Raw genomic sequence first — 19,778 nt, forward strand, 5'->3', positions numbered from 1 at the left:
AGCCCCGGTTTCCCGGAGTTATCCCAGTCTTATGGGCAGGTTACCCACGTGTTACTCACCCGTCCGCCGCTAACTTCATAAGAGCAAGCTCTTAATCCATTCGCTCGACTTGCATGTATTAGGCACGCCGCCAGCGTTCATCCTGAGCCAGGATCAAACTCTCCAATAAAGTTAGTTTGTCTAGCATCTAAAAATAAAAATTGACGTTTCACGTTGTTTGTTTCGTTCAGTTTTCAAAGAACTACTTGGTCGCTCATTTGCGACTTCCTTATGTTAACATCTTCGTTTTTCGATGTCAACTAAGTTTTTCAATTTCTTTTTTGTCGTTTTCTGCGTTTCCGCATCAGCGACGGTTATTAATATATCATGGTGAAAAATGAAATGCAACACCTTTTATACACTTTTTTAAAAACTGCCCACATTTCTTTTTTAATATCATATACTTAAACGAAATATCTCTTTCATGTATGATTAATTCCTACATATATTTTATATAAAGTTACTCTATCAAAAAACGTTTCTTTCTATAATAAGCGTTTTATTCATATACCATATCATACAAGGAGGAATATATATGGACTATACCGATTTATTAATCAAACTAGGTCTCTCGGCTATTTTAGGATTTGCCATTGGTTTAGAACGCGAATTAAAACGGAAACCACTTGGTTTAAAAACGTGTTTAGTTATTTCTATTATTAGTTGCCTCCTAACGATTGTTTCTATTAAAGCAGCTTATAACTTACCACATACCGATCATATGAATATGGATCCACTTCGACTTGCCGCTCAAATTGTATCAGGAATTGGTTTTTTAGGTGCTGGCGTAATTTTAAGAAGAGGCAACGATAGCATTGCAGGACTCACGACTGCCGCTATGATTTGGGGTGCTTCTGGTATTGGTATTGCCGTTGGAGCTGGTTTCTATATCGAGGCAATTTTCGGAATGTGTTTTCTTATGATTAGTGTCGAACTTATACCATTGACAATGAAGTTTGTAGGTCCTAGATCATTTCGTCAACGTGATATTGCAGTGAAACTTGTTGTGCGAAATATGGACAATATCCCGGTTGTAATCGAGGAGATAAAAGAAATGGATATAAACGTTAAAAATATGAAGCTTAAAACGTTAGAAAACGGTTCTCACTATTTACATCTTAAACTGTCCATTGATCAAAAAAGACATACCGCTGATGTTTACTATACTCTCCAGCATCTTGAAAGTGTCCAACAAACTGAAGTGGAAAGTATGTAGCATAAAATAAACTCTCTTTAATTAGAGAGTTTTTCTTTTTTCTATAATGGTAACAATGAATGTAGTCCTGCAAAACAAGGAGGAATTTACTATTGAAATCCCGTCCGAATTTAGTAGATACATTTCGTGATTCCATTATTTTTCGTTTAATTTGTTTTATTATTGTACTCACTGCTTTTTCTGGTTTTCTTATACATAGATTAGAACCCTCTCATTTCACTACATGGTTTGACGGAATTTGGTGGTCAATTGTTACCATTTTTACAGTTGGATATGGCGACTTTGCTCCCCATACAACGATAGGAAAACTAATAGGTATAAGTATTATTTTATTAGGAACTGGCTTTTGTTCTTATTATATGGTTCTATTCGCTACTGAGATGATTAGTAAACAATACATGAAAGTTAAAGGTGAAGAAGCCGCTACCTCTAACGGTCATATGATTATCGTTGGCTGGAATGAGCGTGCAAAACATGTTGTAAAGCAAATGCATGTACTACAACCAAACCTTGATATCGTTTTAATTGATGAAACACTTTCTTTACTCCCAAAACCCTTTCATCATTTAGAATTTATAAAAGGTTGTCCGCATCACGATCAAACTTTATTAAAGGCTAATATTGCAACGGCACACACCATATTAATAACAGCGGATAAAGAAAAGAACGAAAGCTTAGCAGATACACAGTCCATTTTAAATATTTTAACTGCGAAAGGACTCAATCCAAACATTCACTGCATCGCCGAACTACTTACTACTGAACAAATTCAAAATGCAACGAGAGCGGGCGCGTCAGAAATTATAGAAGGAAATAAATTAACGAGTTATGTATTTACCGCTTCTCTTTTATTCCCTTCTATTTCAGGTGTACTATTCTCACTTTACGATGAAATCTCTGATAACAAATTACAACTGATGGAGCTTTCTCCGTCCTGCACCGGACAAACCTTTGCAAATTGTAGCTATACCCTTCTAAAACAAAACATTCTCTTACTAGGTATAAAGCGTGATGATCAATATATGATTAATCCAGTCCATACCTTCATTCTTATCGAAAGCGACATACTCATTGTTATTCACCATTAATAAAATGACGCTCTAGTTCTTGCATGAGCACTTTCCCAATATTGATATATTTTCTTTTTACATCTCCATCTGGATCTTTCGGTTCAGCAAATTGATCCATCCCACTCGTTCCAGCGGTTAAAGTATTCACATTATCATCTAGTTCGTCTTGATATACGTGCGAAAGAATATACGGCGTTTCAAGACGGACTACTACACCAGGTACATCCAGTTCACCATCTACTGCTGTAAACGGCACTCGTAAAAATTGATACCCATCTTCTTCATCGATTTTGTAATCGAAGCATCCTTTATCATAATCCCAATTACCACCAATGCTATATCCAAGTGGTTTCATAATCTCTTCTAACTTAAATAGCGCATATGTACGTCCTTCTAAATTTGATTGAATTGGAATCAAGTCCATCCCTCCAAGACTTTTCCTTTAGCATACCCACTCTAGCTTGAATATACTGATGGACTTTTCGATAAAATAATAAAAAGCGACCGGATTCCGGTCGCTTTTTATTATTTTAAACGCTCTTCTAATTCTGCTTTTAATTCTTCAAATCCTGGTTTACCAAGTAAAGCAAACATGTTCTTCTTGTATGCTTCTACGCCAGGTTGGTCAAATGGATTTACCCCTAGTAAGTAGCCGCTCATCGCACATGCTTTTTCGAAGAAGTATACAAGGTAACCGAATGTGTACTCATTTAATTCAGGAATATTGACGATTAAGTTTGGTACTCCCCCGTCGCTATGTGCAAGTAATGTACCTTCGTATGCTTTTGTGTTTACAAAGTCTACAGTTTCACCAGCAAGGTAATTTAATCCGTCTAAATCGTTTTCTTCTGATTCGATTGTTAGTTCATGTGTAGATTTACCTACTTTAAGAACTGTTTCAAATAAGTCACGACGACCTTCTTGAACGTATTGACCTAATGAGTGTAAGTCAGTTGAGAAGTTTGCTGAAGATGGGAAAATACCTTTTTGATCTTTTCCTTCACTTTCACCAAATAACTGTTTCCACCACTCAGCGAAGTATTGAAGTGCTGGCTCATAGTTAACAAGCATTTCAATTGTTTTTCCTTTATTGTATAAAGCGTTACGAACTACTGCATATTGGTAAGCTGGGTTTTCTTCTAGTTCTGACGTTCCGAAGTCATCATGACCAGCAGCTGCACCTTTCATCATCTCTTCAATATTTAAGCCACTTACTGCGATTGGTAATAAACCAACTGGCGTTAATACAGAGAAACGTCCTCCAACATCATCTGGAATAACAAATGTTTCGTAACCTTCGTTATCAGCTAGTGTTTTTAATGCACCACGTGCTTTATCTGTAGTTGCATAAATACGTTTGCGAGCTTCTTCTTTTCCATACTTTTCTTCTAATAACTTACGGAAGATACGGAATGCTAGTGCTGGCTCTGTTGTTGTACCTGATTTGGAAATAACGTTAATAGAGAAGTCTTTACCTTCTAATACGTCCATTAAATCTTTCATGTAAGTGGAGCTAATGTTTTGTCCAACAAATAGCACTTGTGGAGTTTTACGTTGTTCTTTAGAAAGCGTGTTGTAGAAAGAATGGTTTAACATTTCGATTGCTGCGCGTGCCCCTAAGTAAGAACCACCAATACCTACAACAAGTAAAATGTCAGAGTCATTTTTAATTTTTTCTGCGCATTTTTGAATGCGAGCGAATTCTTCTTTGTCATATTGAAGCGGAAGGTCTACCCACCCAAGGAAATCGTTCCCAGCTCCAGTTTTTTCGTGGATTGCGTGATGTGTTACTTTCACTGCATCACGTAAATAAGTGATTTCATGTTCACCGATGAAGGATAACGCTTTAGAATAGTCGAACGTTACATGTGTACTCATCTTTTTCCCTCCAATTATGGATATGTATTTCTGTATTCACTTTAGCGAAACTGAAGTTGTAAATCAAGCGATTCAACCATTGTAAACGTAACCAATATATATTTTTTAGAAAAAGTTCATTTTTTGCATAAAAATTCGTATTTTTCGGTATAGATGTATATACATCATCTTTCGAACATTTTTTATGTATAAAAACAACATAACTACCCCATTCTATAAAAGAGTTAATTAACTCATCGCTTGCTCATGCTTCACAATTAAGGGGGGCTTTTTCATGAGTACTTTGCAACGTATCGCATTAGTCTTTACTGTAATTGGCGCTGTGAACTGGGGACTAATCGGATTTTTCCAGTTTGACTTAGTAGCAGCCATTTTCGGTGGACAAAATTCAGCTCTTGCACGTATTATTTACGGCATCGTTGGTATATCTGGGCTTATCAATCTTGGTTTACTGTTTAAACCATCTGAAAATCTTGGTACACACCCAGAAACAAACGAAATTCGATAGTCAGTATGTCCTTTCACCTCCGACATACGAATATGATTGCATGCAATCATATTTGCAAATATATATCATAAGATAAAGTAAAAGAGGAACGCTCATATGCGTTCCTCTTTTACTTTGTTAACTCGGACTCTTCAATCCATTCTGCCAACTTTTCTCGCAGCGTATTAAATCCGTTTTCAGATGGGTTCGGTATAAGAATCCTTCCTTGTTTTCTTTTCGCCGCTTTTAACGATAAACTCATTTTTCTGTGCTCTTCATCAATTGAAAGTACCTTTACTTCTACTGTATCGCCGACTTTTAAAAAGTCATGAATATCCTTTACATATCCATTTGTAATTTCAGATATATGCACAAGTCCTTGTGTTTCTGCATCTAACGCTACAAATGCACCGTAATCTTGAATTCCAGTCACTTTCCCTGTTACAACCACTCCTGTTGTATATTGTTCTGACATATGAAACACTCCCATACGTTTACCATTCTCTCTACAATTATAAAGAGCAAAGCAGATATATTTATTTTAAATATCCGATTGGTTAGTACGCATTCTAGATAACGTTATCTAGAATGCGTATACCTTATATTAGTAAATTATACCACTATGACAGAACTCATTCAAAATTCATGAAAAATTTCCCTTAAAGAAGTATAATTCTCCAATATTGGGATAGACTACTAACACATGGCTTTCTAGTATTCCCCCCCTTTTATGGACAAAACGTATTACGTTTTGTCCTTTTTTTATTTTCTACAAACCGTTCCATTCTCTTCATCGCTTCCATAAGTTGTTCAAGCGACGTTGCATATGAACAACGAATAAATCCTTCACCACTTTCGCCAAATACGCTACCAGGGACAACGGCCACTTTCTCTTCCAACAATAACTGTTCTGCAAATTCCGCTGAAGATAATCCGGTTGAAGATATAGCAGGAAAAACATAAAATGCTCCGCCCGGCACATGACACGTTAAGCCCATTTCATTGAAAGATGTCGTCATGAAGTTACGACGCTTCTTATAGCTATCTCTCATTCGAATTACTTCATCGTTCCCTGCGCGTAACGCCTCAAGTGCTGCAAACTGAGACATCGTCGGTGCACACATCATTGAATACTGATGGATTTTGAGCATTAATTCTGAAAATTGAACAGGAGCTGCAATCATACCGAGGCGCCATCCTGTCATCGCAAATCCTTTTGAAAATCCTGAAATTAAAATCGTATGCTCACGCATATTTTTAATACTCGCGAAACTTGTATATACTTCGTCGTATACAAGTTCTGCATAAATTTCATCAGATAATACGATTAGATTGTACTTCTCAACAATCACTGCTATTTCTTCAAGCTCGGATTTATTTAGCATTGCACCTGTCGGGTTATTTGGTGAACAAAGCAAAATTGCCTTTGTTTTCGCTGTAATAGCTGCTTCAATTTGTTCTGGTTGTACTTTAAACTCGTTTTCTAACGTAGTCGCCACAGGAACCGGAACTCCTCCAGCTAATGTCACAAGTGGTGCATAAGAAACGAAGCTCGGTTCAATAATGAGCACTTCATCATCAGGATTTATAATGGCGCGCATCGCTACATCTAACGCCTGGCTCGCTCCAACTGTAACAATGATTTCATCACTTGGATCATAAGATACTGCAAATTGTTTTTTTAGATACTTTGCTATTTCTTGACGGAGCTCCAATAATCCTGCATTTGCTGTATATGACGTATACCCTTGTTCCAAAGAACGAATACATGCTTGCCTTACATTCCAAGGTGTAACAAAATCCGGCTCTCCTACCCCGAGGGAAATAACACCTTTCATATTTGCTGCTAAATCAAAAAATTTTCGAATACCAGATGGTTTTAAAGATTCTGCTGATCTAGATAGTTCAAATTGCTTCATGGTGTCACCACAATTCGCTTATCATCATCGTCTTTTTCATAAATAACGCCCTCATGTTTATACTTCTTCAAAATGAAATGAGTAGTTGTAGAAACAACAGATTCAATTGTTGCTAATTTCTCAGAAACAAACATCGCTACTTCTCCCATCGTTTTCCCTTCTAATGTAATAGAAAGATCATATGTCCCTGACATTAAATAAACGGATTTCACTTCTGAATAACGATAAATTTGTTCAGCAACCGCATCAAACCCAACGCCATGCTTTGGCGTAACTTTCACATCGATCATTGCCGTTAAACCTGTATGTTCTTTCACCTTCGTCCAATCAATATGTGTTACATAATCCACAATAATCTTTTCATTTTCTAACCTCGCAACCATCTTCTTTACTTCTTCTACCTCTATATTTAACAGCTTCGCTAATGTATCTACAGATAATCGACTACTCTTTTCAAGACAAGCTAATAATTCTAATTCTTTTTCTGTCACCATATAAATCATCCTTCCTTTTCGTTTGTGTTTAAATTATACAAATACCCTTTCCAGTTTGAAAAGAAGATTTTTCTATTGAATTATGTCAAAATAAAGTGAAACTTTAATCAGCGAAATGCTTCACCCCACTGATTATCAGCCCACACCAATCGGGCTTTTACGGACAGTTGCTCTCCCACCTAACCTCTTTGCTTGAGCTGCTTTTTGAGGTGGGAGACTTACTGTCCGTTAATGCGGGGTAAAGTGAAACTTTAATCAGTGGAAAAATGCGTGATAAAGCGAAAGGGGATGGAATCGTGAAACCAAAAGTTTATATTGCTGAACCAGTTCCAACATTTGTAGAAAACTATTTATCAGAACACTGTGATTATGAAAAATGGGATCAAAATGAGAAAGTACCCCGTGATGTTCTATTAGAAAAAATACAAGATAAAGATGGGTTATTAAATTTCGGATCTGCTATTAATGAAGAATTACTGACAGTGGCTCCTAACTTAAAAGTAGTGAGCAACATTTCTGTCGGTTACGATAATTTTGATTTACAAGCGATGAAAAACCGAAATGTTATCGGAACGAATACACCATACGTATTAGATGATACAGTAGCTGATCTCGTTTTCGCCCTTATGTTATCTGCTGGGCGCCGTGTTTGCGAACTCGATTCTTATGTGAAAAATGGTGAATGGAACGCTGAAATTGGAAAAGAACACTTCGGACTAGATGTACACCATAGCACAATTGGTATTATCGGTATGGGCCGAATTGGAGAAGCCGTTGCAAAACGAGCAAAATTCGGATTTGATATGAATGTTCTTTACTATAACCGCCGTCGTAAAGAAGAAGCTGAACAAAAATTCGATGCTACATATTGTGATTTACAGACGCTACTGGAGCAGTCTGACTTTATTGTTCTTCTTACTCCATTAACAGATGAAACATATCACCTTATCGGAGAAAAGGAATTTTCATTAATGAAAGAAACAGCAATCTTCATTAATGCTTCTCGCGGGAAAACAGTAGATGAAGAAGCGTTAATCCATGCTTTAACAGAAAAGAAAATCTTTGCAGCAGGTATCGATACATTTACACAAGAGCCGATTCAAAAAGATAATCCACTCTTATCATTACAAAATGTTGTGACTTTACCACACATCGGATCTGCAACATTAAAAACTAGACAGCAAATGGCTATGACCGCCGCTGAAAATTTAGTTGCAGGATTACAAGGAAAAACACCGCCTAATATTGTTCGCGGGTAATACTGAATAAACGAAAGGCAAGATGACATCGTCATCTTGCCTTTTTTTGTTAACATATTTTCTTCTTCCTTGGAGATGATATGAACAAAAATCAATGGAGTGACAAAAAATGAATCACGAATATACTTGTCCTTATTTCACTTTTTCCACTCGCGGCACTACTATTCATTACGAATTGTATGAACACGATAACAAAACAGAACGTCCTACTTTCGTACTCGTTCACGGCTTTTTATCTTCCTCATTTAGTTACCGTCGTCTCATTCCCTTACTATCGAAAGCAGGAACAGTGATTGCTCTTGATTTACCACCGTTCGGAAAAAGTGATAAGTCTCATCTGTTTAAGTATTCTTATCACAATTTAGCAACGATTATTATTGATTTAATTGAACATTTATCTCTCTCAAACATTGTATTAGTTGGGCACTCTATGGGTGGGCAAATTTCTCTCTATGTAAACCGTATACGTCCTGAACTCATTTCAAAAACGATTTTACTATGCAGCTCTAGCTATTTAGCACGCGCAACCTTACCTTTACTATACTCTTCTTATTTACCGTTCTTTCATTTATACGTAAAGAACTGGATTATTAGACGCGGTATTGTTCATAACTTAATGAATGTCGTTCATGATCACTCATTAATTGACGATGAAATGAAAAAAGGTTACTCCGCTCCTTTTTATGACGACCGTATATTTCCCGCTTTAACTCGCATGATACGAGACCGTGAAGGTGACTTATCTTCAACTGAATTACAAAAAATCGAAACACCTATCTTGCTCATTTGGGGTGAAAAAGACCGCGTCGTCCCTGTACATGTAGGTCATCGTCTACACAAAGATTTACCGAATTCAAAATTTATTTCTTACGAAAATACAGGACATTTACTACCTGAAGAAAAGCCTAAACATGTTTATGAAGAAATTATCGCTTTTTCTGCGCAATAAAGTGAAACTTTAATCAGTCCCCACCTAACTTCTTTGCTTCCGCTGAATTTTGAGGTGGGGTCTTACTACCAAGCAAATAGCGGGATAATATAAAAAAGGCTGTCGGAAATTCCGACAGCCTATAATGAACAACTTCCGCCTTCTTTTATTACAAGTAATTCCACAGCTAACTTCTCACATTTTTCAAGCGCAGGTACTTCCTCAAAAGACATAAAGTATATATGTTGAATCTTCTTTGCGATGTATTTTGGATCATCAAACACACTTATGACGTTCACAACATCGCTCGCTTCTGTTTCATAAAACTCCGGTCCCATTTGAAACGGATCCCAATTCTTCACAACCTCTATCATCTTTTCATATGTACCCATTCGCTTCCCGCCTTTTCACTTTTTAATACTTTTCTTTATCCTATCACATCAGCTATTCTATAAGAAGAGAGAGAACTTTCATAACTTATTGGTTTTACAGAAGAAGGGGGCAAACTTATGCAACTATTTCATAAAGCAATCAATCGACGTGGAACGCATAGTATAAAATGGGATACATATAAAAACGAAGAACTTATCCATGCTTGGATTGCTGATATGGATTTTGAAGTACCAAAACCAATTCAAACTGCCTTAAAACAACGGATCGAACATCCGATTTTTGGCTACACACTTCCCCCTGAAAATATTGGGGATATTATTTGTAACTGGACAAAACAACAATACGACTGGGACATTCAAAAAGAATGGATCGTCTTTAGTGCAGGGATCGTTCCAGCTCTTAGTACGAGCATACAGGCTTTTACAAAAGAAAACGAATCCGTTCTCGTACAACCACCTATTTATCCTCCATTTTTCGAAATGGTCACAACAAATAATAGGCAGTTATGCGTGAGTCCATTACAGAAACAAAATGATACATATGTGATAGACTTCGAGCATTTAGAAAAGCAGTTTCAGCAAGGCGTCAAACTCATGCTTCTTTGTAGCCCTCATAATCCAATCGGACGCGTTTGGACGAAAGAGGAACTTGTGCAGCTCGGATCGTTATGTACTAAATATAACGTAATCGTTGTCGCGGATGAAATTCATTCCGATATCATTTATGCAGACCATACACATACACCGTTCGCTTCCTTATCTGAAGAATTAGCAGAACGCACTATCACTTGTATGGCTCCAAGTAAAACATTTAATATCGCTGGATTACAAGCGTCGATTATTATCATTCCAAACGAAAAACTCCGTCACGCCTTTACAGCTATACAATATAGACAAGGCTTCCACGGGTTAAATATCTTCGCCTACACAGCGATGCAAAGTGCCTATACAGAATGTAATGATTGGCTAAACGAAATTCGATTATATATAGAAGATAATGCTCAATTTGCTTATGAATATATCAAAACTCACATACCTGCTCTTTCCGTAACGAAGCCAGAAGGTAGCTTTTTATTATGGATTGATTGTTCTCGTCTAAAGCTTTCTCAAAACGAGCGTACTGCATTACTTGAGGAAAAAGGAAAAATCATCGTTGAACCTGGTGAGAAATACGGGTTAGGTGGGGAAGAACATATTCGAATTAACATCGGCTGTCCAAGATCTGTTTTAGAAGAAATTTTGAACAGACTGCGTCATACGTTTTCATAATAAGAAAAGAGGCTGTCATAAATCATTTTAGGACAACCTCCTTTATCCATATCTTTTCAATTACGTTTCACAAAAAAAGCTACCATGCACGGTAGCTTTTACTTTTTCTTCATATCCGATGCTTTTTTTACAATGACACCACAAGCAATTCGATCACCTGATTTACCTGTTGGTTGTGTCATACCATCATCAGCGTTTTCTGTAATAATAATAGACGCTCCATCTTTTCTATGAATCGTTGTTTTTCCTTCTTCAAGCGTTATGTGCGGCGCGTCGATTTCTGCCTTGATCTTTCCAGAACCGTCTGCAATTACGTTCGGTAAATCACCGTTTTCTGCACCCTTCGGATTAAGAAGACCATGTTTTTTATCATCAGGATTAAAATGATTCCCGGATGATTCAAAACGAGGTGCCTTACACTCTCCGATTTCATGTACATGTAGTCCGTGTGGTCCTGGCGTGAAACCTTCCCCTTTAATCGTAATTTTCACTCCACTTGTTTGCTGAACTACTTTCGCAGTCCCTACTTCATCTCCTGAAGCATTATGTAATTTCACTTCAATTTCTTTCGGCTTTCCTTGGTCACAACCTGCCATCAGAAATAATAAACAACAACTGAAAAAAAGCCGTTTCTTCATTCCATTCCCTCCAAAATATATTCTGCCCTTAGATTGTCCGAGCATAGAGGGAAACATACAAAAATGCGTTACTGTTTCTTTTCAGCTAATAGTTTTTCTTCAACTTTCTGTAATCGCTCTGCTTCTCTTTTTGATATACGAATAAACATGCGCCACGTGGCAATAGCACCGATAATAAATAGAACGCACACAATCCCTGGAATAATATATTCTGTTTTATCTTCCGGAAAATATAAAGGCATCATAACGAACACTCCTTAATTATAGGATTCAAAAAAACATCAGAATTTTCTGTTATATATCTTTAAATTATAGTTGAACCAGTTCATATTCTCAAGAGGCGTTCCGAAAGTGAATGATTTCTTTGACTCCTCCTCCTACTTTCCTTACTATAAACTTGAGGTGAAAAATATGAGAGAAACATTTGAAATTGGTGAAATCGTTACTGGTATTTATAAAACAGGAAAATACATCGGCGAAATTACAAATAGCCGTCCTGGTAGTTATGTCGTAAAAGTATTAGCTGTTTTAAAACATCCGGTGCAAGGTGACTTACATAACGTAAAACAAGCTGACGTACCATTTTTCCATGAAAGACGCGCTTTAGCTTTTCGTGAGCAAACGAACATTCCACAGCAAATGGTAAAGAAATATGAAGGAGAAATTCCTGATTATACCGAGTCACTAAAATTAGCATTAGAAACTCAAATGAATTCATTTTCTGAAGATGATTCACCTTTTGCAGAGCGTAGTCTAGAAACATTAGAACAGTTAAAGAAGGACTACAAACTCTAAAAAAACAAAACGACCAAATTACATAATGTGCAATTTGGTCGTTACTGTGTGCTCACTTTCTTTAACACTTTTGAAAAATCAACGAGTTCTCCTAATGTTGGTGGTGCTGGTTTTACTAAATACTCTTTATCTTTTTCTACTAGTTTAAAAATATTGTACGTCGTCATCGCATCATCAAGCGCACAATGATGCTTCCCTGTCCCTACTTTTCCGTACGCCTCAATTGCTTTCCATAATCCTGTTTGATTTCTTTCCCCAAAAAACTTCTTATACTCAAGCGATAAATCACGACACTGCCCGAAGAATGGAAAAGCTATCCCTGCCATTTCACAATTATGCTTCAGCACTTTCATATCCATATTTCCCCACGTTACAATTGTCGGTTTACATTTCGTTTCGTATTCTGCAAGCTTCTTAACGAGTTCAGGAAATGAAATCCCTTTATCCACGACTTCTTGTTTTATTCCTAAAAACTTCTTACATCGATCCGTTAAGGAGGGAAATGTTTTCGGCCTGACATGTGATGAATACGTATCTTCCACCTTACAGCCAGCAACTGAAACGAGTCCTACCTCAATAATTTCCGGAAAAAATCCTTTCGGTTTTTTTCTATGCTGGGGCATCGTAAACTCAAAGTCTAAAAATAAAAATCGTTGTTCATCCATACGATCCCTTCCTTATCATTTTTGTCATTCCTTTCTATTTGACACTCCTACACGAACAAGCTCGAATGCTAATTCCATTTTAAATATTCAGATTGGATGTATCTTATATATATGTCAAATGCCCACAAATATTTTAAAAAATAAGAAAAAATGACCTATGCAGAAAATATGACAAAATCCCTCCTTTCATTTACATCCGCAGTTTTTCTACTTTATAATGACTTTATGTGTGTTTCATCTAGTTAATATTTGACACACTAAGAAAAATGAATGAAAGGAGATGAGATTTTTGCACGAAACAACGCAAGAACTCGCTAACTGGCAGTATTATTTTGCTATCGCAGTCTTTTTAATTACATATGCCATTATTATTTCTGAAAAAATTAATCGCGCTGTCATCGCACTTCTTGGTGCAGCACTCATGGTAATTGTGGGGGTCGTCGATTTACATAACGCCTTTACGAAACATATTGAATGGGGAACGATTACGCTACTCATCGGTATGATGATTTTGGTGAACATTACGAGTAAATCAGGTGTTTTCCAATACGTTGCCATTAAAGCAGCAAAAAGGGCACAAGGAAATCCAATTAAAATTTTAATTTCCCTTTCCCTACTTACTGCGCTTGGCTCCGCATTTTTAGATAACGTTACAACTGTACTTCTTGTTGTTCCAGTTACTTTATCTATTACGCGCATACTGCAAGTAAATCCTGTTCCTTATTTACTTTCTGAAATTATTTTTTCAAACATTGGGGGAACGGCAACATTAATTGGTGATCCACCTAACATTATGATTGGTTCTGCCAATAAACATTTAGACTTCAATGCTTTCCTATTGAATCTAGCACCAATCGTAATTATTATTATTGGAGTTACAGCAACAATACTTTACTTCATGTACCGCAAACAATTAATTGCCGATCCTGTACAAGTCAAAAAATTAATGAGCTTAGATGAAAAACAATACATTAAAGATCCAGTATTAATGAAAAAATCTTTAACGGTACTTGGACTTACAATTGTAGGTTTCATGACTCATTCTATTTTCCATATTGATGCGGCTATCATTGCCTTAACTGGTGCTACTGTACTTATGTTAATTGGTGTGAAAGAGCATGAAATTGAAGAAGTATTTGCAAGCGTAGAGTGGGTAACAATCTTCTTCTTCGCAGGGCTATTCGTACTTGTTGGAGGGCTTATCGATATCGGTCTTATCAAAATGTTAGCTCAAAAAGTAATTGGTATAACAGGCGGAGATATTTCTTACGCATCCATCCTTATTTTATGGGTATCTGGTATCGCCTCTGCAACAATTGATAACATCCCATTTGTCGCAACAATGATTCCACTTATTAACGATATGGCAGTTGGGCTAGGCTTATCACCATCTGACGCACAAATCGATGTATTATGGTGGGCATTAGCACTAGGTGCTTGTCTCGGCGGAAACGGAACATTAATCGGAGCTTCTGCTAACGTAATCGTTGCAGGTATCGCGAGCCGCGAAGGACATAAATTTAGTTACATGGAATTCCTAAAAGTCGGTTTCCCAATTATGATCGTTTCATTAATCATTTCTCACATTTATATTTATTTACGCTACCTTATGTAGTAGAAAAAGCGCCCTGATAATCAGGGCGCTTTTTTACTTATATCTAAAATATATCGACTTATCAACAGAAACGAAAAATCTACTCTTTATATCTCACCGGTTCATTTCGAATAATAAATAAATGAATCGGTAAGAAAACCGAAAATGTGATTGTATGAATAATCGTAAACAATATAGAATTCGTTCCGTATCTATCTAAAATTGCGTAGATAAGATAAATAGACAGCACAATCGATACAGCTGTTGCTAATAAATATAGAATTGGTACGAAGTTAAAAATGAAACATGCGACATATATGCCGAATACTTTCCATCCCGCTTCTTCTTTTAAGAAATCCGGTAATTTGTCTTTTGCTAAATCACCCCATATCTTACTATTTAAAAAAGGAATAAACGCAAGAGCACCATCCGTTGCACCATCATTTTTCGCCATCGTATACAGTGCAAAAGCCGTTAATAAATACGCAATAATTGCCCAAATCAATACAACAAGAATAAACGCAAAACTAAGAGCAAAGAAACCTGCTAGTACGCCTTGATCCTCCATCTTATCCTCTCCTCTCTACTTTCAACATATTTCATTACATTGCAAGTTATGTTTTAAAATTTATCCAAACTCTTTGTATAATAAGAGAAGAAAGAGAATAAGAGAGGAGAAACACGTATGCATCCATTTGTAAAAGCATTACAAGAGCATTTTACAGCTCATCAAAATCCTGAAAAAGCAGAACCTATGACTCGTTATATGAAAAATCACTTCCCATTTCTAGGTATTCAAACACCGGAAAGGCGCCAATTATTAAAAGACGTCATTCAAATACATACTCTCCCAGATAAAAAAGACTTCCAAATTATTGTACGCGAGCTTTGGGACTTACCAGAACGTGAATTCCAAGCGGCCGCACTTGATATCATGCAAAAATATAAAAAGCATATAAACGAAACTCATATCCCCTTCTTAGAAGAACTTATTGTCACAAAATCTTGGTGGGACTCTGTCGATAGCATCGTCCCTACATTCTTAGGTACTATCTTTTTAAAACACCCAGAATTAATTTCTGCGTATATTCCAAAATGGATTGCATCAGATAACATATGGTTACAACGTGCCGCTATTTTATTCCAACTGAAATATAAACAAAAGATGGATGAAGAACTTCTTTTCTGGATTATTGGGCAACTACATTCTTCAAAAGAATTTTTCATTCAAAAAGCGATTGGCTGGGTCCTTCGTGAATATGCAAAAACAAATCCGGATGTAGTTTGGGAATACGTGCAAAACAATGAACTCGCTCCATTAAGTAAGCGTGAAGCAATTAAGCATATTAAACAAAATTACGGAATAAATAATGAAAAAATAGGCGAGACTCTATCATAGATAGACACGTTCCTCTATTGAGATTTAAAAAAGAACGTGTTAGAATATGTTCATTATTATTAATATAAGTAGCGATGACGGACTTATAAGTACTTGCATAAAAAGCGATTCAGGGATAGTGAAAGCCTGAAGCCGCAAGGAAACGGCAGTCCCGAGCAATACATGATAAAGTGGATGCACCTTTTGTGTATCAACTAGGGTGGAACCGCGGGCAAACGCTCGTCCCTAGGCAAATAAGCCTTGGGATGAGCGTTTTTTTATGTTCTTTTTAGCATATACTGCTCGTTTCTAAAGTATCAGAGTATATCATCGCCAATACGTTAACTTTCAAAAGGAGGATTTTCTTATGTATTCAATGGAACAAGTTGTAAACTTAGCGAAACATCGCGGTTTTGTTTTCCCTGGTTCTGAAATTTACGGTGGTCTTGCAAACACTTGGGATTACGGTCCACTTGGAATCGAATTAAAAAATAACGTTAAAAAAGCTTGGTGGAAAAAATTCATTCAAGAATCTCCACACAACGTTGGTTTAGACGCAGCTATTTTAATGAACCCTAAAACTTGGATCGCTTCTGGTCACGTTGGTAACTTCAACGATCCAATGATCGACTGTAAAAAATGTAAAGCTCGTCACCGTGCTGACAAATTAATTGAGGATGCTTTAGATGCAAAAGGCATTGAAATGGTTGTTGACGGTCTTACTTTCGACCAAATGGCTGACTTAATGAAAGAACATGAAGTAAAATGTCCTGATTGCGGTAGTGAAGAATTCACTGAAATCCGTCAGTTCAACTTAATGTTCAAAACATTCCAAGGTGTTACAGAGTCTAGCACAAACGAAATTTTCCTTCGTCCTGAAACAGCACAAGGTATTTTCGTAAACTTCAAAAACGTTCAACGCTCTATGCGTAAAAAGCTTCCATTTGGTATTGGCCAAATCGGTAAGAGTTTCCGTAACGAAATCACGCCTGGTAACTTCACATTCCGTACACGTGAATTCGAACAAATGGAACTTGAATTCTTCTGTAAGCCTGGTGAAGATTTAGAGTGGTTCGCATTCTGGCGTGAAACTTGTAAAAACTGGTTACTTTCACTTGGTATGACTGAAGAGAGCATGCGTCTTCGTGACCACGGTGAAGAAGAGTTATCTCACTACAGTAATGCAACAACTGACATTGAATTCAAATTCCCATTCGGTTGGGGCGAACTTTGGGGCGTTGCATCTCGTACAGACTTCGACTTAAAACGTCACATGGAACACTCAAACGAAGACTTTAACTATATCGATCCACAAACGAATGAGCGTTACGTACCATACTGCATCGAGCCATCTTTAGGCGCAGACCGCGTAACATTAGCATTCTTATGTGATGCATATGAAGAAGAACAATTAGAAAACGATTCTCGTACAGTTCTTCGTTTCCACCCTGCTTTAGCACCATACAAAGCAGCTATCTTACCATTATCTAAAAAGCTATCTGAAGGTGCTACTGAAGTATTTGCAGAATTAGCTAAAGACTTCATGGTAGACTTTGATGAAACTGGTTCTATCGGTAAACGTTACCGTCGTCAAGACGAAATCGGTACACCATTCTGTATCACATACGACTTCGACTCAGTTGAAGACAAAGCTGTTACAGTACGTGACCGTGACACAATGGAACAAGTTCGTATGCCAATTAGCGAACTAAAAGGTTTCTTAGAGAAGAAAATCCAGTTCTAATTATAAGAAAAAGAGGCTGCTCATAAGAGCGCCTCTTTTTTACTTTTCACGTTTTTCTTTAATTGCTACTGTACATCTTGATATACATAGTAAATCATCATTTTCATCAATAATGCGAACATCCCAAACCATTGTCGATTGTCCTCTATGTATCGGTGTCCCAATCGCTGTTACAATTCCATCTTTCTTTGAGCGAATGTGGTTTGCATTAATTTCTAATCCGAAACAAATACATTTTTCTTGATCAATTAAATTGTATGAACCAACACTTGCCACTGTTTCTGCTAATGCAACCGATGCACCACCATGTAAAAATCCAAACGGCTGATGCGTACGCTCATCAACAGGCATCGTAGCAACCACCTTTTCTTCTGTCATCTCTAACAACTCAATTCCAAGTGAATCCATTAAAGTTTTTGCCATATCGCTTCCTCCTTCTCTTACTTTAATTAAATGTATAATTTTACCTATTTATTTTCAAACTACTTATAACACTTATATAAGGAGGCTTCACCTAAATGAAACAGAAATTTTGTATATTACTGCTTATGTTCTCCTTGCTGACTATTGTACCAAATTGTGCAATAACAGCCAAAGCATCTAACCTGACAATCGATGTTAAGACTGTAACGCAAAAAGGTAAGAAACCTTATATAGAATATCAAATAAATAGGCCTTCTTTTCACAACTTTTCTGACTCTAAATTTCAAAATAAGCTCAATTTATATTACAAAAAATCCACTGACAAATTTAAAAACAAATTAGAAAAAGAAGCAAAAAAATATTATAAAGAGACAGAAGGATCTAGTACACCATTTCATCCGTACGTAGCAAATGTCGATTATAAAGTCTCATTAAACAAACCACCTTTTCTTAGCCTATATGTGAATTACTATCAATATACTGGCGGAGCACATGGTCTTTATACGTGGAAGGCAAATACATTTGATTTAAACGAAAAAAAGCTACTGCACTTAGACGATTTATTTCAACAAAAAGATAAATATAAAGATGTAATCCGTGCAGAGATTGTAAGACAAATTAAACAAAATGAAAGTATTTATTTTCCTGATGCAACTGAAAAGGTAATGAGTATGAAAAAGTTTCACTTCTTTTTAGAGCCAGACAATCTCGTCATTTATTTCCCTTTATATGAAATTGCTCCGTATTCAAGTGGAATTCCGCAATTTCGTATTCCATATACATTGCTAAGAGACTATTTAAAGCCTTCTTATCAAAATATTTTGATTGACAACAAGTAAATATTTTCGCTACGATAATGTTAACCTAAAAACAACAGGAGGTTAACATTATGAGGAGATTTCATGTTTTAGATTTAGCATTAGCTGCCATGTTCGTCGCTCTTATGGCCATTGGTGCAAATATTGTATCTTGGGCACCATTCCTGCAAGTAGCGGGCATCCCATTATCTATGCAACCATTTTTCGCAATTTTAGCAGGTCTTCTTCTTGGAAGTAGACTTGGTGCCTTATCCATGACTGTATATATGCTCGTTGGCGTAGCCGGCGCACCAATCTTTGCTAACTTCAAAGCTGGATTTGGAGCACTTTTAGATCCTACTGGTGGTTTTATTATCGCATTTATTATCGTTGCTTACGTATCGGGAAAACTAGTAGAACAAAAAGAAAGACCAACATTCATTACATTTGCTATTGCCTCTTTCACAGGAATTATTTTAACTTATATAATCGGTACTACTTACATGTACGGGGCAGTCAATCTCTTTATGGGCGGTAATATGAGTTATAAAGCTGCTTGGATGATTATGATGTGGTTCGCAGTAAAAGATATTGCATTTACAATTATCGGTGCTATTATCGCACCTCGCATATACTATGCTGTGCGTCGTTCTGCTTATCAGCATTCTCATTCGACGATTTCATAATAAAAAAAGAGTTATTTCAACAAGCTGAAATGAAGTGACCCCTAAAAGTTAGACACGGTTATTTGATTAGGCAGCTTGATAAAAGTGAGTCCGGTATTGTACCGGGC

General features: G+C 36.7%; 23 protein-coding genes. 12 read left to right on the plus strand and 11 right to left on the minus strand.

Annotation, left to right across the window (positions count from 1 at the left end; all coding sequences use genetic code 11):
• The first annotated feature begins 574 nt into the window (after positions 1–574).
• Together DOS87_RS26720 and DOS87_RS26725 are read left to right on the plus strand one after the other, a co-directional pair.
• Positions 575–1,255: an MgtC/SapB family protein gene (locus DOS87_RS26720; RefSeq protein WP_000386682.1), complete on the plus strand. Its 681-nt coding sequence runs from the start codon at positions 575–577 to the stop codon at positions 1,253–1,255.
• 92 nt (positions 1,256–1,347) lie between these two features.
• The gene (locus tag DOS87_RS26725) at positions 1,348–2,343 is read left to right on the plus strand and encodes a potassium channel family protein (RefSeq protein ID WP_000842324.1); all 996 of its coding nucleotides are present in this window, start codon (positions 1,348–1,350) and stop codon (positions 2,341–2,343) included.
• On the opposite strand, the gene DOS87_RS26730 is transcribed toward DOS87_RS26725, so the two are convergent.
• Both DOS87_RS26730 and DOS87_RS26735 read right to left on the minus strand, forming a co-directional pair.
• Positions 2,330–2,743, minus strand: coding sequence for a YugN-like family protein (locus DOS87_RS26730; protein WP_000612326.1), 414 nt, complete (start codon positions 2,741–2,743; stop codon positions 2,330–2,332). The two genes, DOS87_RS26725 and DOS87_RS26730, sit on opposite strands and share 14 nt — an antisense overlap.
• A gap of 107 nt (positions 2,744–2,850) precedes the next feature.
• Positions 2,851–4,203 carry a glucose-6-phosphate isomerase gene (locus DOS87_RS26735; protein ID WP_000103654.1) on the minus strand — a complete coding sequence of 451 codons (1,353 nt, stop codon included), beginning with the start codon at positions 4,201–4,203 and terminating at the stop codon, positions 2,851–2,853.
• 274 nt (positions 4,204–4,477) lie between these two features.
• Here DOS87_RS26735 and DOS87_RS26740 point away from each other — a divergent pair, with 274 nt between their 5' ends.
• Positions 4,478–4,711 carry a DUF378 domain-containing protein gene (locus tag DOS87_RS26740; RefSeq protein WP_000105788.1) on the plus strand — a complete coding sequence of 78 codons (234 nt, stop codon included), beginning with the start codon at positions 4,478–4,480 and terminating at the stop codon, positions 4,709–4,711.
• A 109-nt stretch (positions 4,712–4,820) separates the two neighbouring features.
• Here the strand turns inward: DOS87_RS26740 and yugI are convergent, their stop codons facing one another.
• From yugI to DOS87_RS26755, 3 genes are all read right to left on the minus strand, one after another.
• Positions 4,821–5,165, minus strand: coding sequence for a S1 domain-containing post-transcriptional regulator GSP13 (yugI, locus tag DOS87_RS26745; RefSeq protein ID WP_000003764.1), 345 nt, complete (start codon positions 5,163–5,165; stop codon positions 4,821–4,823).
• Positions 5,166–5,418: 253 nt separating this feature from the next.
• A complete protein-coding gene (locus tag DOS87_RS26750) occupies positions 5,419–6,609 on the minus strand; it encodes an aminotransferase (RefSeq protein ID WP_000808529.1) in 1,191 nt (396 codons plus the stop codon).
• A complete protein-coding gene (locus tag DOS87_RS26755) occupies positions 6,606–7,103 on the minus strand; it encodes an Lrp/AsnC family transcriptional regulator (protein WP_000255696.1) in 498 nt (165 codons plus the stop codon). The genes DOS87_RS26750 and DOS87_RS26755 overlap by 4 nt, the downstream gene beginning before the upstream one ends.
• Positions 7,104–7,369: 266 nt before the next feature.
• Here DOS87_RS26755 and DOS87_RS26760 point away from each other — a divergent pair, with 266 nt between their 5' ends.
• Together DOS87_RS26760 and DOS87_RS26765 are read left to right on the plus strand one after the other, a co-directional pair.
• Positions 7,370–8,362 (plus strand): 2-hydroxyacid dehydrogenase, encoded by a 993-nt coding sequence (locus tag DOS87_RS26760; RefSeq protein WP_001205003.1) that lies wholly within the window; start codon positions 7,370–7,372, stop codon positions 8,360–8,362.
• Positions 8,363–8,471: 109 nt separating this feature from the next.
• Positions 8,472–9,311, plus strand: a complete 840-nt coding sequence (locus tag DOS87_RS26765) for an alpha/beta fold hydrolase (RefSeq protein WP_001015203.1) — start codon at positions 8,472–8,474, stop codon at positions 9,309–9,311.
• 119 nt (positions 9,312–9,430) lie between these two features.
• On the opposite strand, the gene DOS87_RS26770 is transcribed toward DOS87_RS26765, so the two are convergent.
• On the minus strand, positions 9,431–9,682 hold the full coding sequence (locus DOS87_RS26770) for a YugE family protein (RefSeq protein ID WP_000537641.1): 252 nt from the start codon (positions 9,680–9,682) through the stop codon (positions 9,431–9,433).
• Positions 9,683–9,799: 117 nt separating this feature from the next.
• Between DOS87_RS26770 and DOS87_RS26775 the strand changes: the two genes are divergently transcribed.
• On the plus strand, positions 9,800–10,951 hold the full coding sequence (locus tag DOS87_RS26775; RefSeq protein WP_001175811.1) for a MalY/PatB family protein: 1,152 nt from the start codon (positions 9,800–9,802) through the stop codon (positions 10,949–10,951).
• Between the two features lie 98 nt (positions 10,952–11,049).
• Here the strand turns inward: DOS87_RS26775 and sodC are convergent, their stop codons facing one another.
• Both sodC and DOS87_RS26785 read right to left on the minus strand, forming a co-directional pair.
• Positions 11,050–11,589, minus strand: coding sequence for a superoxide dismutase [Cu-Zn] (gene sodC / locus DOS87_RS26780; protein ID WP_000746518.1), 540 nt, complete (start codon positions 11,587–11,589; stop codon positions 11,050–11,052).
• Positions 11,590–11,657: 68 nt separating this feature from the next.
• Positions 11,658–11,834: a hypothetical protein gene (locus DOS87_RS26785; RefSeq protein ID WP_000982756.1), complete on the minus strand. Its 177-nt coding sequence runs from the start codon at positions 11,832–11,834 to the stop codon at positions 11,658–11,660.
• Between the two features lie 166 nt (positions 11,835–12,000).
• Here DOS87_RS26785 and DOS87_RS26790 point away from each other — a divergent pair, with 166 nt between their 5' ends.
• A complete protein-coding gene (locus DOS87_RS26790) occupies positions 12,001–12,384 on the plus strand; it encodes a kinase-associated lipoprotein KapB (RefSeq protein ID WP_001209326.1) in 384 nt (127 codons plus the stop codon).
• Between the two features lie 41 nt (positions 12,385–12,425).
• On the opposite strand, the gene kapD is transcribed toward DOS87_RS26790, so the two are convergent.
• A complete protein-coding gene (gene kapD / locus DOS87_RS26795) occupies positions 12,426–13,049 on the minus strand; it encodes a 3'-5' exonuclease KapD (RefSeq protein WP_000344356.1) in 624 nt (207 codons plus the stop codon).
• 289 nt (positions 13,050–13,338) lie between these two features.
• Here kapD and DOS87_RS26800 point away from each other — a divergent pair, with 289 nt between their 5' ends.
• Positions 13,339–14,664, plus strand: a complete 1,326-nt coding sequence (locus tag DOS87_RS26800) for an ArsB/NhaD family transporter (protein WP_000545235.1) — start codon at positions 13,339–13,341, stop codon at positions 14,662–14,664.
• Between the two features lie 79 nt (positions 14,665–14,743).
• On the opposite strand, the gene DOS87_RS26805 is transcribed toward DOS87_RS26800, so the two are convergent.
• Positions 14,744–15,211: a hypothetical protein gene (locus DOS87_RS26805; protein WP_000390065.1), complete on the minus strand. Its 468-nt coding sequence runs from the start codon at positions 15,209–15,211 to the stop codon at positions 14,744–14,746.
• Between the two features lie 117 nt (positions 15,212–15,328).
• Here DOS87_RS26805 and DOS87_RS26810 point away from each other — a divergent pair, with 117 nt between their 5' ends.
• On the plus strand, positions 15,329–16,042 hold the full coding sequence (locus DOS87_RS26810) for a DNA alkylation repair protein (RefSeq protein WP_000553316.1): 714 nt from the start codon (positions 15,329–15,331) through the stop codon (positions 16,040–16,042).
• A 346-nt stretch (positions 16,043–16,388) separates the two neighbouring features.
• Complete coding sequence (locus tag DOS87_RS26815) at positions 16,389–17,765, plus strand: glycine--tRNA ligase (protein WP_000287148.1); 1,377 nt, start codon at positions 16,389–16,391, stop codon at positions 17,763–17,765.
• A 39-nt stretch (positions 17,766–17,804) separates the two neighbouring features.
• Here the strand turns inward: DOS87_RS26815 and DOS87_RS26820 are convergent, their stop codons facing one another.
• Positions 17,805–18,188, minus strand: a complete 384-nt coding sequence (locus DOS87_RS26820; protein ID WP_001140616.1) for a hotdog fold thioesterase — start codon at positions 18,186–18,188, stop codon at positions 17,805–17,807.
• Positions 18,189–18,283: 95 nt separating this feature from the next.
• Here DOS87_RS26820 and DOS87_RS26825 point away from each other — a divergent pair, with 95 nt between their 5' ends.
• Together DOS87_RS26825 and DOS87_RS26830 are read left to right on the plus strand one after the other, a co-directional pair.
• Complete coding sequence (locus tag DOS87_RS26825; RefSeq protein WP_000810328.1) at positions 18,284–19,027, plus strand: DUF3298 and DUF4163 domain-containing protein; 744 nt, start codon at positions 18,284–18,286, stop codon at positions 19,025–19,027.
• A 50-nt stretch (positions 19,028–19,077) separates the two neighbouring features.
• Positions 19,078–19,671, plus strand: coding sequence for a biotin transporter BioY (locus DOS87_RS26830; protein ID WP_001252163.1), 594 nt, complete (start codon positions 19,078–19,080; stop codon positions 19,669–19,671).
• Positions 19,672–19,778: the final 107 nt, after the last annotated feature.

Origin of the sequence: Bacillus sp. CR71 (assembly GCF_003429245.1) — a bacterium.
Lineage (GTDB): Bacteria > Bacillota > Bacilli > Bacillales > Bacillaceae_G > Bacillus_A > Bacillus_A thuringiensis_S.